Origin of the sequence: Celeribacter indicus (assembly GCF_000819565.1) — a bacterium.
GTDB lineage: Bacteria > Pseudomonadota > Alphaproteobacteria > Rhodobacterales > Rhodobacteraceae > Celeribacter > Celeribacter indicus.
In genome coordinates this window covers 449,027-470,000 of record NZ_CP004393.1, presented here as the reverse complement: position 1 = coordinate 470,000, position 20,974 = coordinate 449,027, and the positions used below count along the sequence as shown (strand labels likewise).

The 20,974-nt window shown below is 65.0% G+C and carries 21 protein-coding genes and 1 tRNA gene (1 of these 22 only partly in view); 5 read left to right on the top strand and 17 right to left on the bottom strand.

The features are described from left to right. The 3 genes from msrP to clpB all read right to left on the bottom strand — a co-directional run. A protein-coding gene (gene msrP, locus P73_RS02360) for a protein-methionine-sulfoxide reductase catalytic subunit MsrP (protein WP_043868293.1) crosses the window boundary here: on the bottom strand, positions 1-293 show its start. The gene continues 634 nt to the left of window position 1, outside the view; only the first 293 of its 927 coding nucleotides appear in the window; its start codon is at positions 291-293; its stop codon lies off the left edge, out of view. Positions 294-362: 69 nt separating this feature from the next. After that, the gene (locus P73_RS02355; protein WP_082033097.1) at positions 363-1,895 is read right to left on the bottom strand and encodes an FMN-binding glutamate synthase family protein; all 1,533 of its coding nucleotides are present in this window, start codon (positions 1,893-1,895) and stop codon (positions 363-365) included. A gap of 225 nt (positions 1,896-2,120) precedes the next feature. Next, a complete protein-coding gene (clpB, locus tag P73_RS02350; RefSeq protein WP_043868292.1) occupies positions 2,121-4,748 on the bottom strand; it encodes an ATP-dependent chaperone ClpB in 2,628 nt (875 codons plus the stop codon). A 179-nt stretch (positions 4,749-4,927) separates the two neighbouring features. Between clpB and P73_RS02345 the strand changes: the two genes are divergently transcribed. Together P73_RS02345 and pyrF are read left to right on the top strand one after the other, a co-directional pair. After that, positions 4,928-5,194, top strand: coding sequence for a hypothetical protein (locus P73_RS02345; protein WP_043868291.1), 267 nt, complete (start codon positions 4,928-4,930; stop codon positions 5,192-5,194). A gap of 72 nt (positions 5,195-5,266) precedes the next feature. Further along, positions 5,267-5,995, top strand: a complete 729-nt coding sequence (pyrF, locus tag P73_RS02340; RefSeq protein ID WP_043868290.1) for an orotidine-5'-phosphate decarboxylase — start codon at positions 5,267-5,269, stop codon at positions 5,993-5,995. Between the two features lie 59 nt (positions 5,996-6,054). Here the strand turns inward: pyrF and P73_RS02335 are convergent, their stop codons facing one another. From P73_RS02335 to P73_RS02320, 4 genes are read right to left on the bottom strand one after another with little or no spacing between them, the layout of a single operon-like run. Then, a complete protein-coding gene (locus P73_RS02335) occupies positions 6,055-6,369 on the bottom strand; it encodes a hypothetical protein (RefSeq protein ID WP_043868289.1) in 315 nt (104 codons plus the stop codon). Between the two features lie 45 nt (positions 6,370-6,414). Next, positions 6,415-6,870 carry an NUDIX hydrolase gene (locus P73_RS02330; protein ID WP_043868288.1) on the bottom strand — a complete coding sequence of 152 codons (456 nt, stop codon included), beginning with the start codon at positions 6,868-6,870 and terminating at the stop codon, positions 6,415-6,417. Further along, complete coding sequence (locus P73_RS02325; RefSeq protein WP_043868287.1) at positions 6,863-7,150, bottom strand: NfeD family protein; 288 nt, start codon at positions 7,148-7,150, stop codon at positions 6,863-6,865. Before P73_RS02325 ends, P73_RS02330 begins: the two co-directional genes overlap by 8 nt. Then, on the bottom strand, positions 7,150-8,043 hold the full coding sequence (locus P73_RS02320; protein ID WP_043868286.1) for an SPFH domain-containing protein: 894 nt from the start codon (positions 8,041-8,043) through the stop codon (positions 7,150-7,152). Before P73_RS02320 ends, P73_RS02325 begins: the two co-directional genes overlap by 1 nt. Before the next feature lie 89 nt (positions 8,044-8,132). Between P73_RS02320 and P73_RS02315 the strand changes: the two genes are divergently transcribed. After that, complete coding sequence (locus P73_RS02315; RefSeq protein WP_043868285.1) at positions 8,133-9,386, top strand: DNA polymerase IV; 1,254 nt, start codon at positions 8,133-8,135, stop codon at positions 9,384-9,386. A 12-nt stretch (positions 9,387-9,398) separates the two neighbouring features. Here the strand turns inward: P73_RS02315 and P73_RS02310 are convergent, their stop codons facing one another. Continuing rightward, positions 9,399-10,259, bottom strand: coding sequence for an N-formylglutamate amidohydrolase (locus tag P73_RS02310; RefSeq protein WP_043871331.1), 861 nt, complete (start codon positions 10,257-10,259; stop codon positions 9,399-9,401). A 172-nt stretch (positions 10,260-10,431) separates the two neighbouring features. Here P73_RS02310 and P73_RS02305 point away from each other — a divergent pair. After that, positions 10,432-10,506 (top strand) — tRNA-Val (locus P73_RS02305). A 62-nt stretch (positions 10,507-10,568) separates the two neighbouring features. Further along, positions 10,569-10,694, top strand: coding sequence for a type B 50S ribosomal protein L36 (gene ykgO / locus P73_RS02300; protein ID WP_043868284.1), 126 nt, complete (start codon positions 10,569-10,571; stop codon positions 10,692-10,694). Positions 10,695-10,766: 72 nt separating this feature from the next. Here the strand turns inward: ykgO and P73_RS02295 are convergent, their stop codons facing one another. The 9 genes from P73_RS02295 to purH form a co-directional block, all read right to left on the bottom strand. Continuing rightward, positions 10,767-11,945 carry an MFS transporter gene (locus P73_RS02295; protein WP_043868283.1) on the bottom strand — a complete coding sequence of 393 codons (1,179 nt, stop codon included), beginning with the start codon at positions 11,943-11,945 and terminating at the stop codon, positions 10,767-10,769. A gap of 60 nt (positions 11,946-12,005) precedes the next feature. Continuing rightward, a complete protein-coding gene (locus tag P73_RS02290) occupies positions 12,006-12,398 on the bottom strand; it encodes a DUF3775 domain-containing protein (RefSeq protein ID WP_043868282.1) in 393 nt (130 codons plus the stop codon). A gap of 100 nt (positions 12,399-12,498) precedes the next feature. Further along, on the bottom strand, positions 12,499-13,650 hold the full coding sequence (locus P73_RS02285) for a DNA recombination protein RmuC (protein ID WP_043868281.1): 1,152 nt from the start codon (positions 13,648-13,650) through the stop codon (positions 12,499-12,501). Next, positions 13,647-15,527: a DNA mismatch repair endonuclease MutL gene (mutL, locus tag P73_RS02280; protein WP_043868280.1), complete on the bottom strand. Its 1,881-nt coding sequence runs from the start codon at positions 15,525-15,527 to the stop codon at positions 13,647-13,649. The genes P73_RS02285 and mutL overlap by 4 nt, the downstream gene beginning before the upstream one ends. Positions 15,528-15,594: 67 nt before the next feature. After that, positions 15,595-16,902 carry a M16 family metallopeptidase gene (locus tag P73_RS02275; protein ID WP_043868279.1) on the bottom strand — a complete coding sequence of 436 codons (1,308 nt, stop codon included), beginning with the start codon at positions 16,900-16,902 and terminating at the stop codon, positions 15,595-15,597. Continuing rightward, positions 16,899-18,236, bottom strand: a complete 1,338-nt coding sequence (locus tag P73_RS02270; protein ID WP_043868278.1) for a M16 family metallopeptidase — start codon at positions 18,234-18,236, stop codon at positions 16,899-16,901. The genes P73_RS02275 and P73_RS02270 overlap by 4 nt, the downstream gene beginning before the upstream one ends. A gap of 99 nt (positions 18,237-18,335) precedes the next feature. Further along, a complete protein-coding gene (locus P73_RS02265; protein ID WP_074743345.1) occupies positions 18,336-18,830 on the bottom strand; it encodes a DUF3035 domain-containing protein in 495 nt (164 codons plus the stop codon). 57 nt (positions 18,831-18,887) lie between these two features. After that, entirely contained in the window at positions 18,888-19,361 is a 474-nt protein-coding gene (gene lspA, locus P73_RS02260; RefSeq protein ID WP_043868276.1) for a signal peptidase II, read from the bottom strand. 9 nt (positions 19,362-19,370) lie between these two features. After that, on the bottom strand, positions 19,371-20,960 hold the full coding sequence (purH, locus tag P73_RS02255; RefSeq protein ID WP_043868275.1) for a bifunctional phosphoribosylaminoimidazolecarboxamide formyltransferase/IMP cyclohydrolase: 1,590 nt from the start codon (positions 20,958-20,960) through the stop codon (positions 19,371-19,373). Positions 20,961-20,974: the final 14 nt, after the last annotated feature.

The window sequence follows — 20,974 nt, the reverse complement described above, 5'->3', positions numbered from 1 at the left end:
CCGTCGATCTCCACCGACCAGGGATCGGTGGTGAGCGCGCCGGCATAGCGGGCGGGATCTTCCTTCCCGGTGCCGAACTCGTAGAAATTGTTGTAGTTGGTGATCTCCTCGAAGCTGTTCGGCGCCTCCGTCGTGTCGAACCCTTCGATGGAGAATTGCGGCATCTCCTGCGCCCGCGCGCCCGTACCGGCCAGAAGCCCGGCGCCCGCGAGCCCGCCGATCACCGCGCGCCGGTTGAGATAGACGCGCTCCGGCGTCACCTCGGAATACGGTCTGTTGATACGCCCGGCCATCCGGCCCTCCCCTCTGACTGCCCGCGGAAAGGCTACCCCGCTTCGCCGCGCGCTCAAACCCAACTCATCTCACATGTGCGTTGGAACCTTGTAACTTTCCACGCTCTGCGCGTCGCTGTGATAGCTCGGCACGATCCGGTCGAGCGGGATGGAGGTTCCGTCGGCCTGGACGATCCGCACATGCCGTCGCCGCATCTGCCGCGGCTCGAGCACGCCGACCGAATGGGCGATGGTCTCGAGCTCGCTGATCGTGGCACGCGCATAGGCCGCCACCTTCTTGTATTTGTCCTCGACCACGAGTCCCCTCTGGAGATGCGGGTCATGGGTGGTGATCCCCGTCGGACAGGTGTTGCGGTTGCATTTCAGGGCCTGAATGCAGCCCAGCGAGAACATGAAGCCACGCGCGGACGTCACAAAATCCGCCCCCGCACAGATCGCCCAGGCGACATCCGCAGGGTTCACGAGCTTGCCGGCGGCGACGATGCGGATGCGCTCGTGCAATCCATATTTGTCGCGCAGGTCGACGATGCGGATCAGGGCCTCCTTGATCGGCATGCCCACGAGGTCGATCAGCGGCATCGGCGCAGCGCCCGTGCCGCCCTCGCCACCATCGATGGTGATGAAGTCGGGCGCATATTCGTCGCCGCGTTCCTTGATGAGCTCAAAGAACTTCGCCCAGGGCCGCGAGGAGCCGACGACGAACTTGAAGCCGGTGGGCTTGCCCGTCACATCGCGGATGTGGTTGACGAAATCGAGCAGGTCGCCGAAATCGTCCACTTCGCGGTGGCGGTTGGGCGAAATTCCGTCCTCGCCGGGACGGAGACCGCGGATCTGCGCAATCTCGGGCGTGATCTTGGCGGCGGGAAGGATACCCCCCTTGCCGGGTTTCGCGCCCTGAGACAGCTTGATCTCGAACATCTTCACCTGGTCATTGGCCGCAATCGCGCGCAGCTTGTTGTCGTCGAGATTGCCGTTCTCGTCGCGAATGCCGTATTTCGCCGTACCGATCTGGTAAACAAGATCCGCCCCGCCCTCGAGGTGGAAGGGCGACAGCCCCCCTTCCCCGGTGTTGAGCCAGATCCCGGCCTCCTTCGCACCCTTCGACAGCGCCAGGACCGCGGGTTTGGAAATCGCGCCATAGGACATGCCGGAAATGTTGAAGACCGAGGTGGCCGTGTAGGGGACGCGGCAATGCGGACCGATCACCATCGGTTCGGAGGCCGCGAACTGGTCGTCGAGTGGCGGAAAGGGCGCGTTCATGAAGATCGGCGTCCCCGGAATGGTCAGCGAGCGTGTCGAGCCGAAGGCAACGGTGTTCCCCTTTCCATCCGCCGCGCGATAGATCCAGTCCCGCTGGGCGCGGTTGAAGGGCATCTCCTCCCGGTCCATCGCAAAGAAATACTGGCGAAAGAACTCGCCCAGGGTGGAGAACCAGTGCCGGAAATGGCCGATCACCGGGTAGTTGCGCAGAATCGCGTCCTTCGTCTGCCTCTTGTCGAGCACGAACAGCGCCACGGCCACGAGCGCCACCACCCCGATCACCATCACGAACGCAAGCGCCAGAACCTGAAGCGCCATCATCGCCCAGTGCCAGAATGCCATCGAAAACCTCGCCGGATTGCATGAAGATCCATTCCAACCCTGACAGAGTTCCCGCAGAAGACAACCCGAATCCGCGCGGGTGCGAGGCGAAATCCATTGCATTCAACGGCATACGGTCTCTTCACCATCTCGGCATGTGGGGCCGAAGCTGAAAGACGCCCCTCTCTTGCCACAGGGCAGGAAAAAGGCGGCCCCGGAAGGCCGCCCCCTTTTTCGTTTGTTCGCTCAGTGCACCACCGCATCGTCCGGTTTCGGCCGGTTCGACGCGCCCTTGCGGTCCCCGATGATCAGCCCGTCGGCACCGGCGCTCACCGGGATCGTCTCCCCGTCCTTCACGTCTCCGGCGAGCAGAAGCTCCGCGAGCGGATCCTGCAACGTGCGCTGGATCACCCGTTTCAGCGGTCGCGCGCCGAAGACCGGATCGTATCCTTCGTTGGCGAGCCATTCCTTTGCCCCCTGGTCGATGGCCAGCGAGATGTTGCGTTTCGCCAGTCGTTTCTCGAGACGAGAGAGCTGGATTTCGACGATCCCGCCCATGTCCTTCCGGCCCAGACGGTCGAAGATGATCGTCTCATCCAGGCGGTTGAGGAATTCGGGGCGGAAATGCGCCCGCACCGCGTCCATCACGTCGCGTTTGGCCACGGAACTGTCAGCCCCTTCCGGCAACTGGCTCAGCGCCTGAGATCCGAGGTTCGACGTCAGGATGATCAGCGTCTGTTTGAAGTCCACGGTGCGGCCCTGTCCGTCGGTCAGCACACCGTCATCGAGCACCTGCAACAGCACGTTGAACACATCCGGGTGCGCTTTTTCTACCTCGTCGAACAGCACGACCTGATAGGGCCGACGCCGCACGGCTTCGGTCAGAACACCGCCTTCGTCATAACCGACGTAGCCCGGAGGCGCACCGATCAGGCGGGCCACGCTGTGTTTCTCCATGAACTCGGACATGTCGATGCGCACCATCGCGTTGTCGTCGTCAAAGAGGAACTCGGCCACGGCCTTCGTCAGCTCGGTCTTGCCGACGCCGGTCGGCCCGAGGAAGAGGAACGAGCCCAGAGGCCGGTTCTCATCGTTGAGCCCCGCCCGCGCACGCCGCACGGCATTCGCCACGGCGCGTACCGCCGCGTCCTGGCCGATCACCCGCTTATGCAAGCCGTCTTCCATCCGCAGGAGTTTCTCCCGCTCGCCCTCGAGCATCTTCGAGGTCGGAATACCGGTCCAGCGCTCCACGACTTCCGCGATCTGCTCGGGACGCACCGCTTCCTCGACCATGAGGTCTCCGTCGCCCTCGGCCTCGGCGGCTTCCGCCTCCGACAACTGGCGCTCGAGCTGCGGGATCACGCCGTAGCTGAGTTCTCCGGCCTTCGCCAGATTGCCCTCGCGCTTCGCGATCTCCAGATCGGCCCGCGCCCGGTCGAGTTTCTCCTTGAGATCTCGTGCGCCTTCGAGTTTCTGGCGTTCGGCCTCCCATTTCGCCGTCATGGCGTTCGAGCGGTCCTGAAGGTCCGCGAGCTCCTGCTCGAGCTTCTCGAGCCGGTGCTTGGACGCCTCGTCATCCTCTTTCTTCAGGGCCTCCGCCTCGATCTGAAGCTGGAGGATCTGACGGTCGAGCGCGTCAAGTTCCTCGGGCTTGCTGTCCACCTCCATGCGCAGACGCGACGCCGCCTCGTCCACGAGGTCGATCGCCTTGTCCGGCAGGAACCGGTCGGTGATGTAGCGATGGCTGAGCGTCGCGGCGGCCACAAGCGCGGAGTCGGAGATGCGCACCCCGTGGTGAAGCTCGTATTTCTCCTTGATCCCGCGCAGGATCGAGATCGTGTCCTCCACCGTCGGCTCGGTCACCATCACCGGCTGGAACCGGCGGGCGAGAGCCGCGTCCTTCTCGACATACTTGCGGTATTCGTCGAGCGTGGTCGCACCGACACAGTGCAATTCCCCGCGCGCGAGCGCCGGCTTGATGAGGTTGGCCGCGTCCATCGCGCCATCGGTCTTGCCCGCGCCCACGAGGGTGTGGATCTCGTCGATGAAGAGAATGATCTCACCCGCGGCGGCCTCGATCTCCTTGAGGATGGATTTCAGCCGTTCCTCGAATTCCCCGCGATATTTCGCACCGGCAATGAGCGCGCCCATATCGAGCGCCAGGAGTTTCTTGTTGCGCAAGGACTCCGGCACGTCGCCATTGACGATCCGCAGGGCAAGCCCCTCGGCAATCGCGGTCTTGCCGACGCCCGGCTCACCGATCAGGATCGGGTTGTTCTTCGTCCGGCGCGAAAGCACCTGCATGGAGCGGCGGATTTCCTCGTCGCGTCCGATGATCGGGTCGATCTTGCCCTCTTCCGCGGCCTCCGTCAGGTCACGCGCATATTTCTTGAGCGCCTCGTAGCCCTCTTCGGCCGATGCGCTGTCGGCCGTGCGGCCTTTTCGGATCTCGTTGATCGCGGCGTTGAGCTTCTTCGCATCCACGCCCCCCGCTTCCAGAGCTTCCCTGGCCTTCGACTTCACGATTGCCAGCGCGGTCAGGAGCCGCTCCACCGGAACGAAACTGTCGCCCGCCTTCTTCGCGATCTTCTCCGCCTCGTCGAGCAGTTCGGCGACCGAGCGGTCGAGATAGGTCTGGCCGGCATCGCCCGACACCTTCGGCAGCTTGCCGATGGTTGCATCGACGGAGGCGCGCACAAGGCGCGGATCGCCGCCAGCGCGACTGATGAGATTGGAGGCAAAGCCCTCCTCGTCATCCATGAGGGCCTTCAGAAGATGTTCGGGGACCAGCCGCTGATGGTTTTCGCGCATGGCGATGGTCTGCGCCGCCTGGATGAAACCGCGCGCGCGTTCGGTGAACTTCTCCATGTTCATACCGTCTCTCCTCTACAAAGCGTTCCGCGTCTTGCGAAGCCCGCCAGGCGGCACTTCCATGTCCGGAACCTTGACTTCGAGATGGGTGCCGCCCTCCTCCTCTGCAAGAGGCGGTGTGACCAAAATGGAACGATTTCCGCGGCGTGGCGTTGACAGCGAAACAGCCTCAGGAGGCAGCCATGCACACCTACGGAGCAGAAGTTCAGGGCATGACCTACAACCCGGCGCGCCAAGCGTTCGAAGCCCGCGTGATTTTCCACGAGGCCGGCGAACGGATCACTTATCCGGTCGACCTCGCGGCTCCTATCAACTCGGATTTCGAAACCCTTGCCCGTGGCCTCGTCCTGCGGGCCCGCGCGATGCGGGCACGCAACCGCGGGGACAATATCGCGCATCTGAAGCTTGTGGCGGAAATCGCGGGCCAAAGCGGGCGGCTGAGCGCCTGAACGGGCGACCCGGCCTCTTGACCGCACCGCATCCAGCGCCCATGGAGGGGCAGGCTTCAAAGGAGTTTGCCCATGTCCGTCACCGAGCGCGCCGTCACACCTGCCGATGACCGCCTGATCGTCGCCCTTGATGTTCCGAACGTGGTGGCGGGGCTCGACCTCGTGTCGCGCATCGGGGACGCGGTCTCCTTCTATAAGATCGGTCTGGGGATGCTGACTGGCGGTGGGCTCGCACTTGCCAACGCGCTCAAGCAGGAACAGGGAAAGCGCATCTTCCTCGACATGAAGTTCTTCGACATCGGAGCGACGGTGGAGAATGCCGTGCGCGGGGTGGCGCAATACGAGATGGACTTTCTCACCGTCCATGGCGATCCCTATGTGGTGAAGGCCGCGAAGGAAGGCGCCTCCGGCTCGGAAATGAAGATCCTTGCGGTGACGATCCTGACCTCGCTGGACCGCGGCGATCTCGACAGCGCGCTCATCAAGCCCGGCGACATCCGCGATCTCGTCCAGGAGCGCGCCGCCAGGGCCTTCGAGGCGGGGGCGGATGGTGTCATCGCCTCGCCGCAGGAAGCGGCCATGATCCGCGCCCTGCCGGAAGCGCAGGGTCGGCTCATCGTAACGCCCGGCGTGCGGCCCGCCGGCGCCGCGCTGGGGGACCAGAAACGTGTGGCCACTCCGACCCAGGCGATTCGGGATGGAGTCGATCACATCGTCGTCGGCCGCCCGGTCTGGCAGCACGAGAACCCCCGCGCCGCCGCATTACAGATCCGCGACGAGATCACCCGCGTGCACACCTGATCCCCGCATGTGGAAACGGCGCCCCTTCCGGAGCGCCGTTCCTTTGAAAGCACTATGCGTTATTCTGCGGGCGGGACAGGTGCAGGAGCCGGTTCCGGCGCCGGTTCGGGTGCGACGGTGCCTTCTTCATCCGTCGTGACCGCGGCTCCGTCGTCGGTGTCGATCGTGAGACCCGCATCCGCCCCATCGGGCGCTTCATTGGTGATGTTCACCGACGAGGGCGCTTCCGTGCCGCTCGTCAGATCCGCATCGCCCCCAGCGACGAGATAGATGATGACCCCGATCGCCACCACGATGGCGCCAAGGACGAAATAGATCCCGCCATTGCCGGAGGACGACCGGGGCGTGTTCGAATAGCTGTCATTCCGAGCCATGTTTAATCCTTTCGCGTCTGCGTCTTGCCGGATCAACGCCGGCATTCACCAAAGGGTTCCGCAGTCCGGAATACCATCACGCGTGGCGAGATAGCCGCCGAGCCGGCGGCGCAGCGAGATCACCGCATCCCGACGCGTCACGAAATCGCGCACCTTCATCCAGGACCAGCACTGGCCCTCGTCGCCCAGCGCAATCATCTCGTCGCGCAATTCGTCCCAGCGCGCGACGAAGAAATGCACGCGCAACCGCGGGTCCGAATGACCCGCCTCCTCCCTGTGATAAATCACCCGCTCCGGCGAGATCGCGAGCGACAGTTCCTCCCCGAGTTCGCGCGCCGCCGTCTGGAACGGGGTCTCCAGCCCCTCACGCCCGCCGCCCGGAAGATCCCAATGGTTGGGATAGGGGATGTCCGGCCGGTCGTCGCGCAGCAGCACCAGCACCTCCTCCCCGCGCAGGATCGCGATCTTCGCCCCGTCGAACGGCGGATGCGGCTCAGACATCGTCGTTGATATCCTTCTCCCAGACCTTCACCTGCCCCCTGCGCAGGCCGAACACGCGCCGCATCGCAAACCAGGCGATCAGCGAGATCACGGCGAAGATCAGCACCAGAATGGCGAGATTCGTGCCGAGCCAGCCAAGGAACAACAGAAGCGCCACGATGGCTGCCCCGATCCCGAACCCGAGGAAGACAAAGCCCGTGACCATCACCTCGACCACGAAAAGCAGGATCGCCAGAAGGCCCCAGATCCACCATTCGAGAAACAGCGCGACCTGATCCATCAGCCGCGCCCCTTCAGCATGCGGAAGGCGTCCCCGAACGCTTCGAGCGCGGAGGCGGGCACGACCACGGTCTGTTTGCCCTCCCCTTCGCCGAGCGCCGTGAGTGCCTCCACCTGCTTGAGCGCCACCTGGTATTGTGCCGCCTCGATACCGTGCTTGGCGATGGCCATCGCCACGACCTCGGTCGCGTAGGCCTCCGCATCGGCCTGGATGCGCCGCGCCTTCGCCTTCTGTTCGGCGGCGTAGAGTTCCGCATCGGCGGCCAGCTCGACAGAGCGCTTTTCGCCCTCGGCCTCCGTCACGGCGGCACGGCGCGCACGTTCGGCGTTGAGTTGTTGCAGCATGGCCGCCCGCGTCGCCTCGTCGAGATTGACGTCGAGCACCTCGGCCCGCGTCACCTCGATCCCCCAGTTGTCGACTGCATCCTCGACCGAGGCCTTCACCGTCGCGATCAGGTCGGAGCGGTTCGACTGCACCTGATCGAGCTCCATCTTGCCGATCTCCGCACGCACGATCCCCGCGACCGTGGTGGCGATGGCGGCGTCCACGTCACGGATCCGGTAGACCGTCTTCTCCGGCTCGATGATGCGGTAGAAGACCGAAGTCTCCACCTTCACCAGCACGTTGTCGGAGGTGATCGCATCCTGCATCGCGTTCGGAAGCTGACGCTCGAGGATCGAGATCTTGTGCGCCACGACGTCGATCAGCGGCACGATGAGGTTGATCCCCGGCCCGAGCACCGTGCGCAGCCGCCCGAAGCGTTCGACCACGTATTTTTCGGACTGCGGCACGATGCGCACGCCCTTGAACACGAGAAGAATGACGAGCAGCGCGAGCGCCAGCGTGACGAGGTTGCCGCCTGTGAGGAAGGAAAGAGGATCGAATTCTGTCATGTATGAAGCCTGTGGCATTTGTGATTGCGCGCAGGATAGCGGAGCGGAGCGTGCGGGTATAGACTGGCCGGGGATCAAGGATTTGCACGATGCCGAGCCTCTGCCGCGACTGCCTCGCCACCTTCGACACCGGCCGGCGCTGCCCCGCCTGCGGGCGGCCGCGCGTGCTGAGTCATCCGGAGCTGTTCGACCTCTCCATCGCGCATATGGATTGCGATGCCTTCTATGCCTCTGTCGAGAAACGCGACCACCCGGATCTGCGCGACAAGCCGGTGATCGTGGGCGGCGGCAAGCGCGGCGTGGTCACCACCGCCTGCTACATCGCGCGCATCAAGGGCGTGCACTCCGCCATGCCGATGTTCAAGGCGTTGCAGCTCTGTCCCGAAGCGGTGATCGTAAAGCCGCGTTTCGACGCCTATGTCGCCGCCTCCCGCGAGATCCGCGACATGATGGACGAGTTGACGCCGACGGTCGAACCGCTCTCGCTCGACGAGGCCTTTCTGGACCTCACCGGCACCGCACGGCTTCACGGCTACCCGCCCGCGGTAATGCTCGCCCGGCTCGTGAAACGCATGCGCGACGAATTGCATCTCTCGGGCTCCATCGGACTCAGCCACAACAAGTTTCTCGCCAAGATCGCCTCCGATCTCGACAAGCCGCGCGGGTTCTCGGTGATCGGCGTGGCGGAGACGATGCAGTTTCTCGCCGACCGGCCCGTGAGCCTCATCTGGGGCGTGGGACGCGCAATGCAGGTCTCGCTCGAGAAGGCCGGGATCCGCAGCTTCACGGATCTGCGGCGCTGGGAGAAGGACGATCTGCACCAGCGCTTCGGCGCGATGGGTGATCGTCTCTGGCACCTCGCGCGCGGCCAGGACCAGCGCCGGATTTCCGCCCACAGACCGGTGAAGTCGATCTCCAAGGAAACGACCTTTTTCGAGGACACCGCGGCGCTCGACCTGCTCGACGGCCATCTCTGGCGCCTCGCCATCCAGGTGTCCGACCGCGCGAAGGCGAAGGACACGGCGGGACGCGTCGTCACGCTGAAGCTCAAACGTGCCAGCCATGCCACGCTCACCCGTCGCCTGACCCTGCCCGAGCCGACCAATACCGCCGACCGGATCTATCGTACCGCACGCGGGCTGCTCGATCATGCGGTGGAGGAAGGCCCGTTCCGGCTTATCGGCGTCGGCATCTCCGACCTCGTTCCGGCCGATCAGGCCGACCTTTCGCCCGATCTCCTGGATCCCGGCGCGATCCGGCGGGCGCGTGCGGAACAGGCGAGCGACGAAATCCGCAAGCGCTTCGGCAAGGATGCGATCATCAAGGGCCGTGCGCTCAGGTGAGCGCCGCCCCGGTCATTCGGCGGCAAGCGGAAGCGCCTTCCCGCCAATTCCCGCGATAGCTTCCGCGGCGGCGGTGATCCGCGCGCGCACCGCGTCGAAATCGGAATGCGGCGTCAGTGTGCGCTCGTCCATGTAGAGGGACCGGTCGATCTCCACCTGGATTGCATGGCTCCGGCGCGAGGGGCGGCCGTAATTCTGGGTGACGAAGGCGCCGGCAAAGGGCACGTTGCGCGCCACGTCAAAGCCCTGTGCCCGGAACGCCGCCTCGACCTCCGAGACGATTCCCGGCGCGGCGGAGGCGCCATAGCGATCCCCGATCACCACATCCGGCCGGCGTCCCTTTCCGCCCCGCACGGCGAGAACCGCCTCGCGCGGCATCGAATGGCAGTCGATCAGCACCGCCTGCCCGAAAAGGCCGCGTGCTTCCTCGATCAGCGCCTGAAGCAGGCGGTGGTAAGGATGCCAGACCGCATCTATCCGCCCCTGCGCCTCCGCCCGCGACATCTTTCCGCGATAGATGTTGCGCCCGCCGGAGACCACTCGCGGGATCACGCCGAGCCCCGAGGCAACGCGCGGATTGAGCCCCGCCCGCGGCGCCCCCTCGATCAGCGCGGGATCGAGCTCATCGGCACGGCGGTTGAGATCGACATAGGCCCGCGGATAGACTGCGGACAGGAGCACCGCCCCGAATCGCGGCACCTCTCCATAGAGCTTGTCGACATGCGCATCCTCCGACGAACGCAGCACCAGCGGGTCGAGAACGGAACGCTGCATCATGTCCGGCGGATAGCGGCAACCACTGTGCGGGGAGGAAAACACCACACAGGACGTTCTTTCCTTGGGTCGATGCAGGACGAAGGGCTGTTGGGTCATCGTGCGGTCCTCTCGCGGGAAACTATAGCCACCGAAATTCTTGCCCAAAAGCCCTTGATCAATCATTCGACTCCTTTTATACGCTCGCAGACTGACGCGGGAAATGCCCCGCGTCTTGTTCTTTCCGCCGCAAGGCACCTGGGAACAAGGCGCAGCTTTCCCAAGGAAGAATGGGCGTATAGCTCAGTGGTAGAGCACTTCGTTGACATCGAAGGGGTCACAAGTTCGAACCTTGTTACGCCCACCATTCTTCCTATCGTCGACTGGTTTCAACTGGCGCACGCAGGCGCCGCGACAAGGAGAAAGAACATGAAAGTTCGTAACTCGCTCCGCTCGCTGAAGAACCGGCACCGCGACTGCCGCGTCGTGCGCCGCAAAGGCCGCGTGTACGTGATCAACAAGACGCAGCGCCGCTACAAGGCCCGCCAGGGCTGAGTTTCAGCAGCACTTCACTGAATGAAAGCCGCCCGGAGAAATTCGGGCGGCTTTTCTTTGCGCAGTCTGCGCTCACTCCTGCACCACCGCCGCGCTCCGACGCAGCGCGGCGAGCCAGAGATGCACGAGCGCACCGCTAAGATAAGCAAGAAAGGCGAAGCCCACGAGCCCGTGAAAGCCCCATTGCGCGACGAGCAGCAGAAGAAGCGGTGTGCCGACCATGTTGCCGATATTGCCGGTTTGCGCCACCGCCCCGTTGGACAGCGCCTGCGTGCGAGGCGCGTGGTTCAGCGCCGGGATGGAGGAAAAACTCCCCGCCTGAACCAGCCCGGACGCCGCGATCAGCGCCACCGCGAGGGCGGGCTGCGGTCCGAAGATCGCCAGCGACAGCGCGAAACAGGCCGCCGCCGAAAATCCGATGATGACGACGGTGATGGCGGGAAGGACGCGCAGGAGTGCGATGCCCAGCGTCATGGAGACAAGAAGCGCCGAGACCGGCATCACGCCCGAGAGGAAGGCCCGGCTCTCCGGCGGGAAATAGTCCGGGAGCACCGTCACCAGCGCGACGAAGGACATCGCATAGAACAGCCACCCCGCCGCAGGCGCCGCGATCCAGGGCGAGCGATAGGCGGTGACATGGCTCGTGACGATCTCCGCGAACCGCAGCGGCGGAAGCTCGCGCCGCGGCATCCGCGGCAGGATGCGCCGGAACGCCACGGCCATGAGCAGGCACGATACGCCATGCAGGACGAGCAGCGCGGGAAGCCCCGCGCGGGCGACGAACGGCAGACCGACCCAGGAGAACAGCGCGAAGGCCACGGCGAAGACCGTGCTCCAGAGCGTCATCGCGGTATTCCGGATCTCCGGCGGCGCGATCTGTCCCAGCAGGGTCGGCGCAGCGACCACGATCACGAGATGCGTGGCCCCTTCGAGCGCGCGACTCGCGATCATGGCCCAGAATGGCGGCAGAAGCGCCTGGAACAGCGATAAGCACCCGGCGAGGACAAGTGCACCGGACAGGAGCTTGCGAAACCCGAGCCGAGACAGGAGCATGCCCGCCAGAAGACCGAAGAGGACACCCATCAGGCTCAGCGCGGACACCAGAAAGCCCAGCGCCGCGCCATGGCCGGGATAGATCTCGCGGAACAGAGGAAAGGACACCGCGACCTTGGCGAACTGGCCCGCCGCCAGAATGCCGGTCAGCCAGACAAGAAATATGGTGAGGCGAATGCGGGCGCTATGCTCGGTCATCCGCGCAGAATGGGCGCGGGGCTTTCCCGCGACAAGGCGCAAAGGCGCACAAGAGGCTCCTCACGCCTTCCGGTAGATCTCGTCCTCGAGTTCCGATGTGTCGATGCCGAGCGTCTCGAGCCCGTCCTCGAGATAATCCGCCAGCAGCGGATTGCCGAGCAGATAGGCGTCCGTCGGGCCGATCGCCTCTTCCTTGGCGGTCTGGAAGGCCTCGTCATAATCGTCGAAGGTCTCCCGCCCGATCCACATGATCGCGACCAGCGCGGCCTGCTCGTCCTCGTTGAGACCGCGAATGAAGCTCTGAAGCTCGCGGCCCGTCTCGTCCGAGGGACGCGATTCGAGGATCGTGTCCGCATCGGCATCGTCCGAGGGCGTATCCCACCGCCCGACTTTCGCGCCGAGCTCTCGGGCGCGCACGATCACGAATGCGACTTTGTTCGGGCTGATGTCCATGCGCGGATCCTCCGGCTTGTGTTGGGCTGATCGAATGTGACGCGGGTCCGTCCGGCGTCACATGACCTGGGTCAAGCCTAGCGCCCGGCGCACCCGTCGATCAATCCTTCTCTGCGAGAGCGGCCACCGGAGAGGCAGTTTCCGGCGCAAGCTCCTCGAAATCGAAATTGTCGAGACGGTGCGCGCGCTTTCCGGCTTTCTCCGCCGAGATCTTGATATCCTCGAGATCTTTCGCCGCCTGCCCGAAATGCCGGTCGAGATTGCCGACACGGGCCGAAAGCCGCTCAACGTCCGCATGGAGCAGGGACAGCTCCTTTCGGATCGCCCCCGCCTGTTCGCGCATCCGCGCATCCTTCAGAATCGCGCGCATCGTGTTCAGCGTCGCCATGCAGGTCGTCGGCGAGACGATCCAGACGCGCTTCTCGAATCCCTCGCGCACGAGTTCGGGGAAATTCGCGTGCAGCTCCGCATAGACCGCTTCGGAGGGCAGGAACATCAGCGCCCCGTCCGCTGTCTCGCCTTCGATGATATAGCGATCGGAAATATCGGCGATGTGCCTTTTCACCGCCTGCCGCATCAGCTTCGCCGCCTCGTTCAATTCCCATTGCGTGTCGGCGCGCCGAAGCGCCTCGTAAGCCTCAAGCGGGAATTTGCTGTCGATCGCGATCGGTCCCGGCGGGTTCGGCAGATGGATGAGGCAATCCGCCCGCCGCCCGGTCGAAAGCGTCGCCTGAAGCGTGTAGCTGTCCCGCGGCAGCGCCTTGCCGACGATATCGTTGAGCTGGATCTCCCCGAAGGCGCCGCGGGTCTGCTTGTTCGACAGGATATCCTGAAGCGACAGCACATTGCCCGACAACTTCTCGATATTGGCCTGCGCCTTGTCGATGGTCTCGAGCCGCTGCTGCAACTCGCCCAGCGATTTCGCCGTGCGCTGCGCCGATCCATGGAGGTTGACGTTCATCGCCTCCGTCACCATTGACAGCCGCTTTTCCATCAGTTCGAGCATCTTCGACTGCGAGGCCACCTGCGCCTCGGAGACATGGGTGAGCCCGCCCGCAAGCTGCTGCTGCCCGTCCGAGAGCATCTGCACCCGCTGACCGAGCTGGTTCATCTGCTGCGCGATCGGCAACACCATGCGCGACACCTCGCCCGAGCGTTTGAGCACGGCAACGAGCAGCCCCAGAAAGAGGAGGAGCAGGACACCCACAGCCAGAGCCGCAAGCGTGAGAGGGTCGTTGAGATCAATCGTCATGTGCGTCCGAAAAGGCGTTCGATGTCGGAAAGCCTGAGCTCGACATAGGTGGGGCGACCGTGGTTGCACTGGCCGGAATGGGGAGTCGCTTCCATCTCGCGCAGCAGCGCGTTCATCTCCTCCGCCTGCATCCGCCGACCCGACCGGATCGAGCCATGGCAGGCGACGCAGGACAGCACCGCCTCGATCCGCGCCTGAACCGTGTGGCTGTCACCCAGATCCGCAAGCTCGTCGAGAATGTCGGAGATCATCGCCCTGGCATCGACACGGCCCAGGATTGCCGGCGTCTCCCGCACGGCCACCGCGCCGCCGCCGAAAGGTTCGATCACGAGCCCGAGCCGCGCGAGATCCTCCGCCAGGTCGAGCAGCATCTGCGCGTCCCCCGCCGAAAGCTCCACCACCTCGGGAATGAGGAGCGCCTGCGAGGTGACCCCGTGTTCGGCCATCTGGCGTTTCAGCTTTTCATAGACGAGGCGCTCATGCGCCGCATGCTGATCTACGATGACGATGCCGCGGTCCGTCTGGGCGATGATGTAATTCTCATGCACCTGCGCCCGCGCCGCACCGAGCGGCAGCGCCTCCGTCTCCGGCTGCGCCCCGACCGGTTCCATCCGCGCCGAGGGCGCGGACATCTCGGCAAATCCCTGCGGCTCGGATCGCTCCGGCGCCTGCCAGTCGTAGCTTTGCCGCATGATCTCGGGCGCGGGACGGTGGGGCGCTACATGGCTGCCCCCGGTCCGGTCCATCTGATATACGCGTGGCTCGGCGGGCTCAGGACGCATCGCGCCGAGAGTCGCCGTCGCGACCGTCGTGGAGGCCCGGTGCCCCGCGCCCGCAAGCGCATGACGCAGGCCCGACACGATGAGCCCCCGCGCGATACCGGGCTCTCGGAACCGCACCTCCGATTTCGCCGGATGCACGTTGACGTCCACGAGATGCGGATCGCATTCGAGAAACAGGCAGGCGGCCGGATGGCGATCGCGCGAGAGAAAGTCGAAATAGGCCGCCCTGAGCGCCCCGACCAGAAGCTTGTCGCGCACGGGCCGCCCGTTGACGAAGAGGAACTGCGCCACTGCGGAGCCGCGCGAATAGGTCGGAAGCGCGGCATAGCCCGTCAGCGTCAGCCCCTCGCGTTCCGTGTCGATGGCCAGCGCGTTTTCCGCGAAGTCCCGGCCGAGCACCGTGGCGAGCCGCCCGTGCAGCGCATCGAACATATCGCCATTCTCGGGATCGGCGCGGAAGGTCACGCGCCCCTCGCCGCCCCCCGAGACGTCGCGCAGGGTGAAGCCGATATAGGGTTCCGCCATCGCGAGGCGTTTCACGACATCGGAAATCGCCTGCGCCTCGGCGCGGTCCGTGCGCATGAACTTCAGCCGCGCGGGCGTCGCATAGAACAGGTCGCGCAACTCGACCACCGTACCGCCGGAAAGCGCGGCGGGCTTCACCGGGCCGGGTTGCCCACCGGAGACGGACATGGTGACGCCCTCTCCTCCTGCCACGCGGGAGGTGATCCTCAGCCGCCCGACCGCACCGAGCGAGGGCAGGGCCTCCCCGCGAAAGCCGAAGGTATGGATGTCGAGCAGATCCGATCCGTCGATCTTCGACGTGGCGTGCCGCGCCAGCGCGAGCGGCAGGTCGTCGCCCGTCATCCCGCAGCCGTCGTCGCTTACCCGGATGAGCGTCTTGCCCCCGTCTGCGACGTCGATCCCGATCCGCCGCGCGCCCGCGTCGATAGCGTTTTCCACGAGTTCCTTCACCGCGGAGGCAGGACGTTCGACCACCTCCCCCGCGGCGATGCGGTTGATCGCGCCCTCGTCGAGCTGACGGATGACGGGTCGGGGAGCATCTTGGCTTATATTGCGGCCGGGAGAGTTCATGCCACTAGAGGTAGCATGTCCTCTCCCGATTCGACCACGGGGAATTCGCCCTTGCGGGGACCGCCGCTCAGTTGGTGCCGAGCCCCTCGGGCTGACCCACGACGACAAAGCTCAGGCGGTCGGGATCGTAGAGTTCGCGCGCCACGCGGTTGATCTCCTCGAGCGTCACCGCATTCACCATGTCGTTGCGCTCGGCGATATAATCACGCGACAACCCGTCCATCTGCATGTCGACGAGAATGCTCGCGATCGGACCGTTCCCGTCGAAGCGCAGCGGATAGGCACCGGTGAGATAGGTCTTCGCGTCGGCAAGTTCCTCTTCGGAAATCCCCTCCTCGACGATCTTGCGCCATTCCGCCTTCACCACCTCGATCGCCTGCGCCACCGAGGCATTGCCCGAGGAGAACTGGCCCAGCAGGAGCTCCGAATGGTCGAAGGGCACGAGGTAGGAGCCGATCCCGTAGGTCAGCCCCCGCTTCTCGCGCACCTCGCTCATGAGCCGGCTGTCCGGCCCGCCACCGAGGATCTCATTGGCGATATAGGCCGGGATGAAATCGGGATGGTCGCGGGTCAGCCCCTTCTGGCCGAACAGCACGACCGATTGCGGCGTGGCGAAGGGCACGACCGTCACCTCACCCGAAAGCTCCGGCTCGACCCGCTCCGGCAGATCCGGTCCGGTCTCCGGCAGTCCGCCCAGAAGGTCGTCGAGCAGGCTCGACAATTCCTCGGCCGTGATATCCCCCACCGCACCGACATAGGCGCGGTCGCGCACCATCGCGCGCGCCTTCGCCTCGATCATGTCCTCGCGTGTGAGCCCGGCAACGCTCTCCGGCGTGCCGGTATCGTTCGTACCATAGGGATGACCGGGAAAAACCGCAGAATAGAAGCTGGTCGAGGCGATGTCCTGCGGATCGTTCGCCTGGGACCGCAGGATCGACTGCACCTGCCCGCGCACCCGATCCACCGCCGTCTGGTCGAACCGCGGCTCCATGATCGCCTTCCGCAGAAGGGCGAGCGCCTCGTCGCGGTTTTCCGACAGGAAGCGCGCGGAGATCGACACGCTGTCCATCCGCGCGTCGAAATCGAAGCTCGCGGCAAGGGCGTCACGGGCGGCGGCAAAGTCCTGCGCATCCATGTCCCCCGCCCCCTCCTCGAGCGTCGCCATCATCAGGGTGATCTCCCCGCGCTTGCCCTCGCGGTCGAGCGAGGTGCCGCCGCGAAAGCGGATCTCGAGCGCAGTGAAGGGGATGGAATGTTCCTCGACAAGCCAGGCCTTGATCCCGCCGGGCGTCTCGACCTCCTGCACCTCGACGGCGGCGAAAGCCGGCAGGAGAAAGGCGACATAGGCGATCAGGGCGATTGCGAAACGTTTCATCCTTCGGCTCCCTCCTCTGCTTCGGGCATGAGCCATCCGGTCACCGAATGGCGGCGGTTAAAAACCTCCTCGGCGGCGGCGATCACCTCCTCCGGCGTCACAGCCTGGAGAATATCGGGCCAGGCCTCGATATCCTCGAGCGACAGCCCGACCGCAAGCTCGGCCCCGTATTGGCGCGCGAGCCTCTCGATATTGTCTTCGGCATAGATCCGGCCCGCGCGGATCTGCGTCTTGATCCGCTCGAATTCCTCGAGATCGGGCCCCTCCTCCATGAATTGCGCGAGCGCCGCATCAAGCGCCGCCTCCGCCTCCTCCGGCGAAGTGTCCGGCGTCGGCACCATCACGAGTTCGAACGTGCCGTCGTCGATCGACGTCCCGTTGTAATAGACACCGACATAGATCGCCTTCGGATCGGCAAAGGCGAGAGTGCGCGCGAGGTAGGAGGTGGTCGAATTCCCGCCCAGAAGCTGCGCAAGGATCTCGAACGCGGCGGCCTTGCGCTGGTCGCCGGGATCGCGTTCGGGCACGAGGTAGCTACGCGCCAGACGCGGCTGCGCAACCCGCGGATCCGTCATCTCGAGCCGCCGTTCGGCAAGCTGCGGCGGCTCCTGCGGCCGCAGCCGTTCGCCGAGGCCGGGCGTCGGCTCCACCGGCCCGTAGTAGGTCTGCGCCAGGGCGTGAACCTCCTCCGGATCGACATCCCCGGCGACCACGAGGATCGCGTTATTCGGGGCGTAATACCTGTGATAAAAGGCGAAGGCGTCGTCGCGGTTCAGTTGCTCCATCTCCCGCCGCCATCCGATGATCGGAATGCCGTAGGGATGGTTGAGATATTGCGCCGCGCGGCGCTGTTCGGTGAAAAGCGCACCGGGATCGTTGTCCGTGCGCTGGTTGCGCTCCTCGAGCACCACGTTGCGCTCGGTGGCGACATCCTCTTCCGTCATCTGGAGATCGCGCATCCGGTCGGCTTCCATCTCCATCATCAGGCCAAGCCGGTCCGCGGCGATGCGCTGGTAATAGGCGGTATAGTCCCAGGAGGTGAAGGCATTGTCGGAGCCGCCGTTGCGCGTCACCGTGCGGGACAGTTGTCCGGCGGTGAGATCGTCGGTTCCCTTGAACATCAGGTGCTCGAGGAAATGCGCGATCCCGCTCTTGCCCAGCGGCTCGTCCGCCGCACCGACCTTGTACCAGACCGTATGGGCAACGACGGGGGCGCGATGATCCTCGAGGACAACCACCTCCATGCCATTGTCGAGTGTGAAATGCGACACATCGGCGGCGATGGCGGCCGGCGGCGCGAGGGCGATCAGGGCGGCGGTGAGGCCGTATTTCATCCTTTGTCACCTTTTCTCTTCGGATTTCAGCGCGAAGATTGCGCGCAAAGCGCCGGAAGAACAAGCCGCGGTGACGGGGAAGTGATGGGCGCGCGACGCTCAGTCGCGCGGCGGCGCCGATGGCACGTCGACACCGAGGTCCCGCAGGCGCAGCAATTCCTCGTAGGGCTCGAGCGCATGGCCCCTGTAGGCGCGTTCGTATTTCTTCGCGCCGAGGCCAAGCCAGCCGCGCCGTCCCCCCGCCCGGCGTTCGTCCTCCTGCGCAAGCCCGGCCCGGATCGCCGGATCGACACCGTAGCGCGAAGCATAGTTCACGATGCCGCCATCTGCACCACCGGCCTGCGAGGGGCGGCCGCCGAGCGCAATGATCGCATCGGCCTTCGGCGAGGGATCTGTCAGGTTCGTCCCTCCCGGCGTCGGCGCCGGAAGGCTGGAGAAGGTAGCGGGCTGCTGCAACGGCTTCACCGGCACGACGCGGAATTCGTCGGGACCGGCGACCACGGCATTCGGCAGCGGATCACCCCCCTTCGAGCAGGCCACAAGCGCCGCGAAAGCCAGAAGACACACTCCCGCCCGTACCGTTCCAGAAACCATCACGTCTTTCCTCCGCAAATCGCGTCAGGCCATGTTTAGACGAAGCACGGCGCGAGGTCACGCCCGGTTTTTCCTGTCCCCGGTGAAAAGGATAAGCCCGAAGGCCCCGCCGAAGATCGCAATGTCGGCGACATTGAAGGAATAGGGATTCGCGATTCCGCAGCAGGACATGTTGAGAAAATCCGCCACCGCGCCATAAACGATCCGGTCCAGCGCGTTGCCGAGCGCCCCCCCGACCAGAAGCCCGGCGCTGATCATGCCCGCGCGGGAGAAATGTTCCCGCTTCACCCAGGTCAGCACCCAGGCCGAGATCGCGACCGCGAGCACCACCCAGCCCCAGCGCAACAGATCGCCATGTCCGGAGAGAAGACCGAAATTCGCTCCGCGGTTCCAGGCCATGCGGAACACCAGAAAGGGTGGCAGGATCTCCACCACCCCCACGGATTTCAGGTTCAGCAGGTGCACCACGACCAGTTTCGACAGCTGATCGAGCACGAAGGTGACGAGGGCGGTCGAGATCGTGGCGCGCATCGTCCCGCCTCAGTGCCGGAAATGGCGCATGCCGGTGAAGACCATGGCGAGTCCCGCCTCGTTGGCCGCGTCGATCACGTCCTGGTCTCGCATCGAGCCACCCGGCTGGATGACGCAGCTCGCGCCCGCGGCGGCCGCTTCGAGGAGCCCGTCCGGGAAGGGAAAGAAGGCGTCGGAGGCGACGGCGGATCCCTTGGTCAGCGGCTCCGAAAGCCCCAGGGCCTCGGCCATGCGCTCGGCCTTCTTCGCGGCGATCAGCGCCGAATCCACGCGGCTCATCTGCCCCGCGCCGACGCCCACGGTCGCCTGATCCTTGACATAGACGATGGCGTTCGACTTGACGTGTTTCGCAACCTTCCAGGCGAACAGAAGATCCTGCATCTGCGCCTCGCTCGGCGCCTTCTCCGTCACGACCTTCAGATCGCCCAGACCGACGAAACCTGCGTCCTTGTCCTGAAACAGATATCCCCCCGCGACCTGACGGATGGTCGAGGGCTTCTCGAGCACGTTCGGCAGGCCCTCGGTCGTCAGGAGGCGCAGGTTCTTTTTCGCGGCGAAGACCTCCTTCGCCGCCTCCGACGCGCCGGGCGCGATGACGACCTCTGTAAAAATCTCGGTAATCGCCTTCGCCGTCTCAGCATCGAGCGCCGTGTTCAACGCCACGATTCCGCCGAAGGCCGAGGTGCGGTCGCAGTCGAAGGCTTTCCTGTACGCCTCGAGAAGCGTTGCGCCCTTCGCCACGCCGCAGGGATTGGCATGCTTGATGATCGCCACCGCAGGCGTCTCCGCCGGGTCGAATTCCGCGACGAGTTCGAAGGCCGCATCGGTGTCGTTGATGTTGTTGTAGGACAGTTCCTTGCCCTGATGCTGGACCGCGGTCGCCACACCCGGACGATTCGAGCCATCCACATAGAAGGCCGCCGACTGGTGCGGATTCTCCCCGTAGCGCAGCGTTTGCTTCACCGTTCCGGCGACGACGCGGCGGCGCGGGGTGGCTTCCCCGATCGCATTCGCCATCCACGTGCTCACCGCGGCGTCATAGGCGCCGGTGCGGGCATAGGCGATCTGCGCCATCTTCTGCCGGAAGGCATAGGTGGTCTGGCCGCCATGGGCCTCGAGTTCGGCAATCAGCGCGTCGTAATCCTCGACATCGACGACGGTCGTCACGAAACCGTGGTTCTTCGCCGCCGCGCGGATCATCGCCGGGCCGCCGATGTCGATATTCTCGATCATCTCCTCGTAGCCCGCTCCGCGCGCAAGGGCTGCCTCGAACGGGTAGAGATTGACCACGAGCAGGTCGATCCCGCCGATCCCGTGCTCCTCCATCGCCGCCACATGCTCCGCGTTGTCGCGCAACGCGAGAAGCCCGCCATGCACGCGCGGGTGCAGCGTCTTCACCCGCCCGTCCATCATCTCGGGAAAGCCCGTGACCTCGGAGACATCCTTCACCTGGAGCCCCGCGTCGCGCAACGTCCCCGCCGACCCGCCGGTAGACAGAAGTTCGACCCCCTTCTCGGACAGCGCCTTGCCCAGTTCGACGAGGCCGGTTTTGTCGGAAACGGAAAGAAGCGCGCGCTTCACGGGATAAAGATCGGTCATATGGCAGTCCCCAG

What these genes read in the sequence shown, in the direction of transcription:
- P73_RS02315 (WP_043868285.1), top strand. Translation starts at nt 8,133, where the DNA reads ATGCCGAGCCTCTGCCGCGACTGCCTCGCCACCTTCGACACCGGCCGG.
- P73_RS02295 (WP_043868283.1), bottom strand. Translation starts at nt 11,945, where the DNA reads ATGACCGAGCATAGCGCCCGCATTCGCCTCACCATATTTCTTGTCTGG.
- P73_RS02355 (WP_082033097.1), bottom strand. Translation starts at nt 1,895, where the DNA reads ATGGCATTCTGGCACTGGGCGATGATGGCGCTTCAGGTTCTGGCGCTT.
- purH (WP_043868275.1), bottom strand. Translation starts at nt 20,960, where the DNA reads ATGACCGATCTTTATCCCGTGAAGCGCGCGCTTCTTTCCGTTTCCGAC.
- pyrF (WP_043868290.1), top strand. Translation starts at nt 5,267, where the DNA reads ATGTCCGTCACCGAGCGCGCCGTCACACCTGCCGATGACCGCCTGATC.
- P73_RS02290 (WP_043868282.1), bottom strand. Translation starts at nt 12,398, where the DNA reads ATGGACATCAGCCCGAACAAAGTCGCATTCGTGATCGTGCGCGCCCGA.
- P73_RS02270 (WP_043868278.1), bottom strand. Translation starts at nt 18,236, where the DNA reads ATGAAATACGGCCTCACCGCCGCCCTGATCGCCCTCGCGCCGCCGGCC.
- P73_RS02320 (WP_043868286.1), bottom strand. Translation starts at nt 8,043, where the DNA reads ATGACAGAATTCGATCCTCTTTCCTTCCTCACAGGCGGCAACCTCGTC.
- P73_RS02330 (WP_043868288.1), bottom strand. Translation starts at nt 6,870, where the DNA reads ATGTCTGAGCCGCATCCGCCGTTCGACGGGGCGAAGATCGCGATCCTG.
- P73_RS02275 (WP_043868279.1), bottom strand. Translation starts at nt 16,902, where the DNA reads ATGAAACGTTTCGCAATCGCCCTGATCGCCTATGTCGCCTTTCTCCTG.
- P73_RS02310 (WP_043871331.1), bottom strand. Translation starts at nt 10,259, where the DNA reads ATGACCCAACAGCCCTTCGTCCTGCATCGACCCAAGGAAAGAACGTCC.
- lspA (WP_043868276.1), bottom strand. Translation starts at nt 19,361, where the DNA reads ATGCGCGCCACGATCTCGACCGCCCTCGTCACCTTCGTGCTCGATCAG.
- P73_RS02335 (WP_043868289.1), bottom strand. Translation starts at nt 6,369, where the DNA reads ATGGCTCGGAATGACAGCTATTCGAACACGCCCCGGTCGTCCTCCGGC.
- mutL (WP_043868280.1), bottom strand. Translation starts at nt 15,527, where the DNA reads ATGAACTCTCCCGGCCGCAATATAAGCCAAGATGCTCCCCGACCCGTC.
- P73_RS02285 (WP_043868281.1), bottom strand. Translation starts at nt 13,650, where the DNA reads ATGACGATTGATCTCAACGACCCTCTCACGCTTGCGGCTCTGGCTGTG.
- clpB (WP_043868292.1), bottom strand. Translation starts at nt 4,748, where the DNA reads ATGAACATGGAGAAGTTCACCGAACGCGCGCGCGGTTTCATCCAGGCG.
- P73_RS02345 (WP_043868291.1), top strand. Translation starts at nt 4,928, where the DNA reads ATGCACACCTACGGAGCAGAAGTTCAGGGCATGACCTACAACCCGGCG.
- ykgO (WP_043868284.1), top strand. Translation starts at nt 10,569, where the DNA reads ATGAAAGTTCGTAACTCGCTCCGCTCGCTGAAGAACCGGCACCGCGAC.
- P73_RS02265 (WP_074743345.1), bottom strand. Translation starts at nt 18,830, where the DNA reads ATGGTTTCTGGAACGGTACGGGCGGGAGTGTGTCTTCTGGCTTTCGCG.
- P73_RS02325 (WP_043868287.1), bottom strand. Translation starts at nt 7,150, where the DNA reads ATGGATCAGGTCGCGCTGTTTCTCGAATGGTGGATCTGGGGCCTTCTG.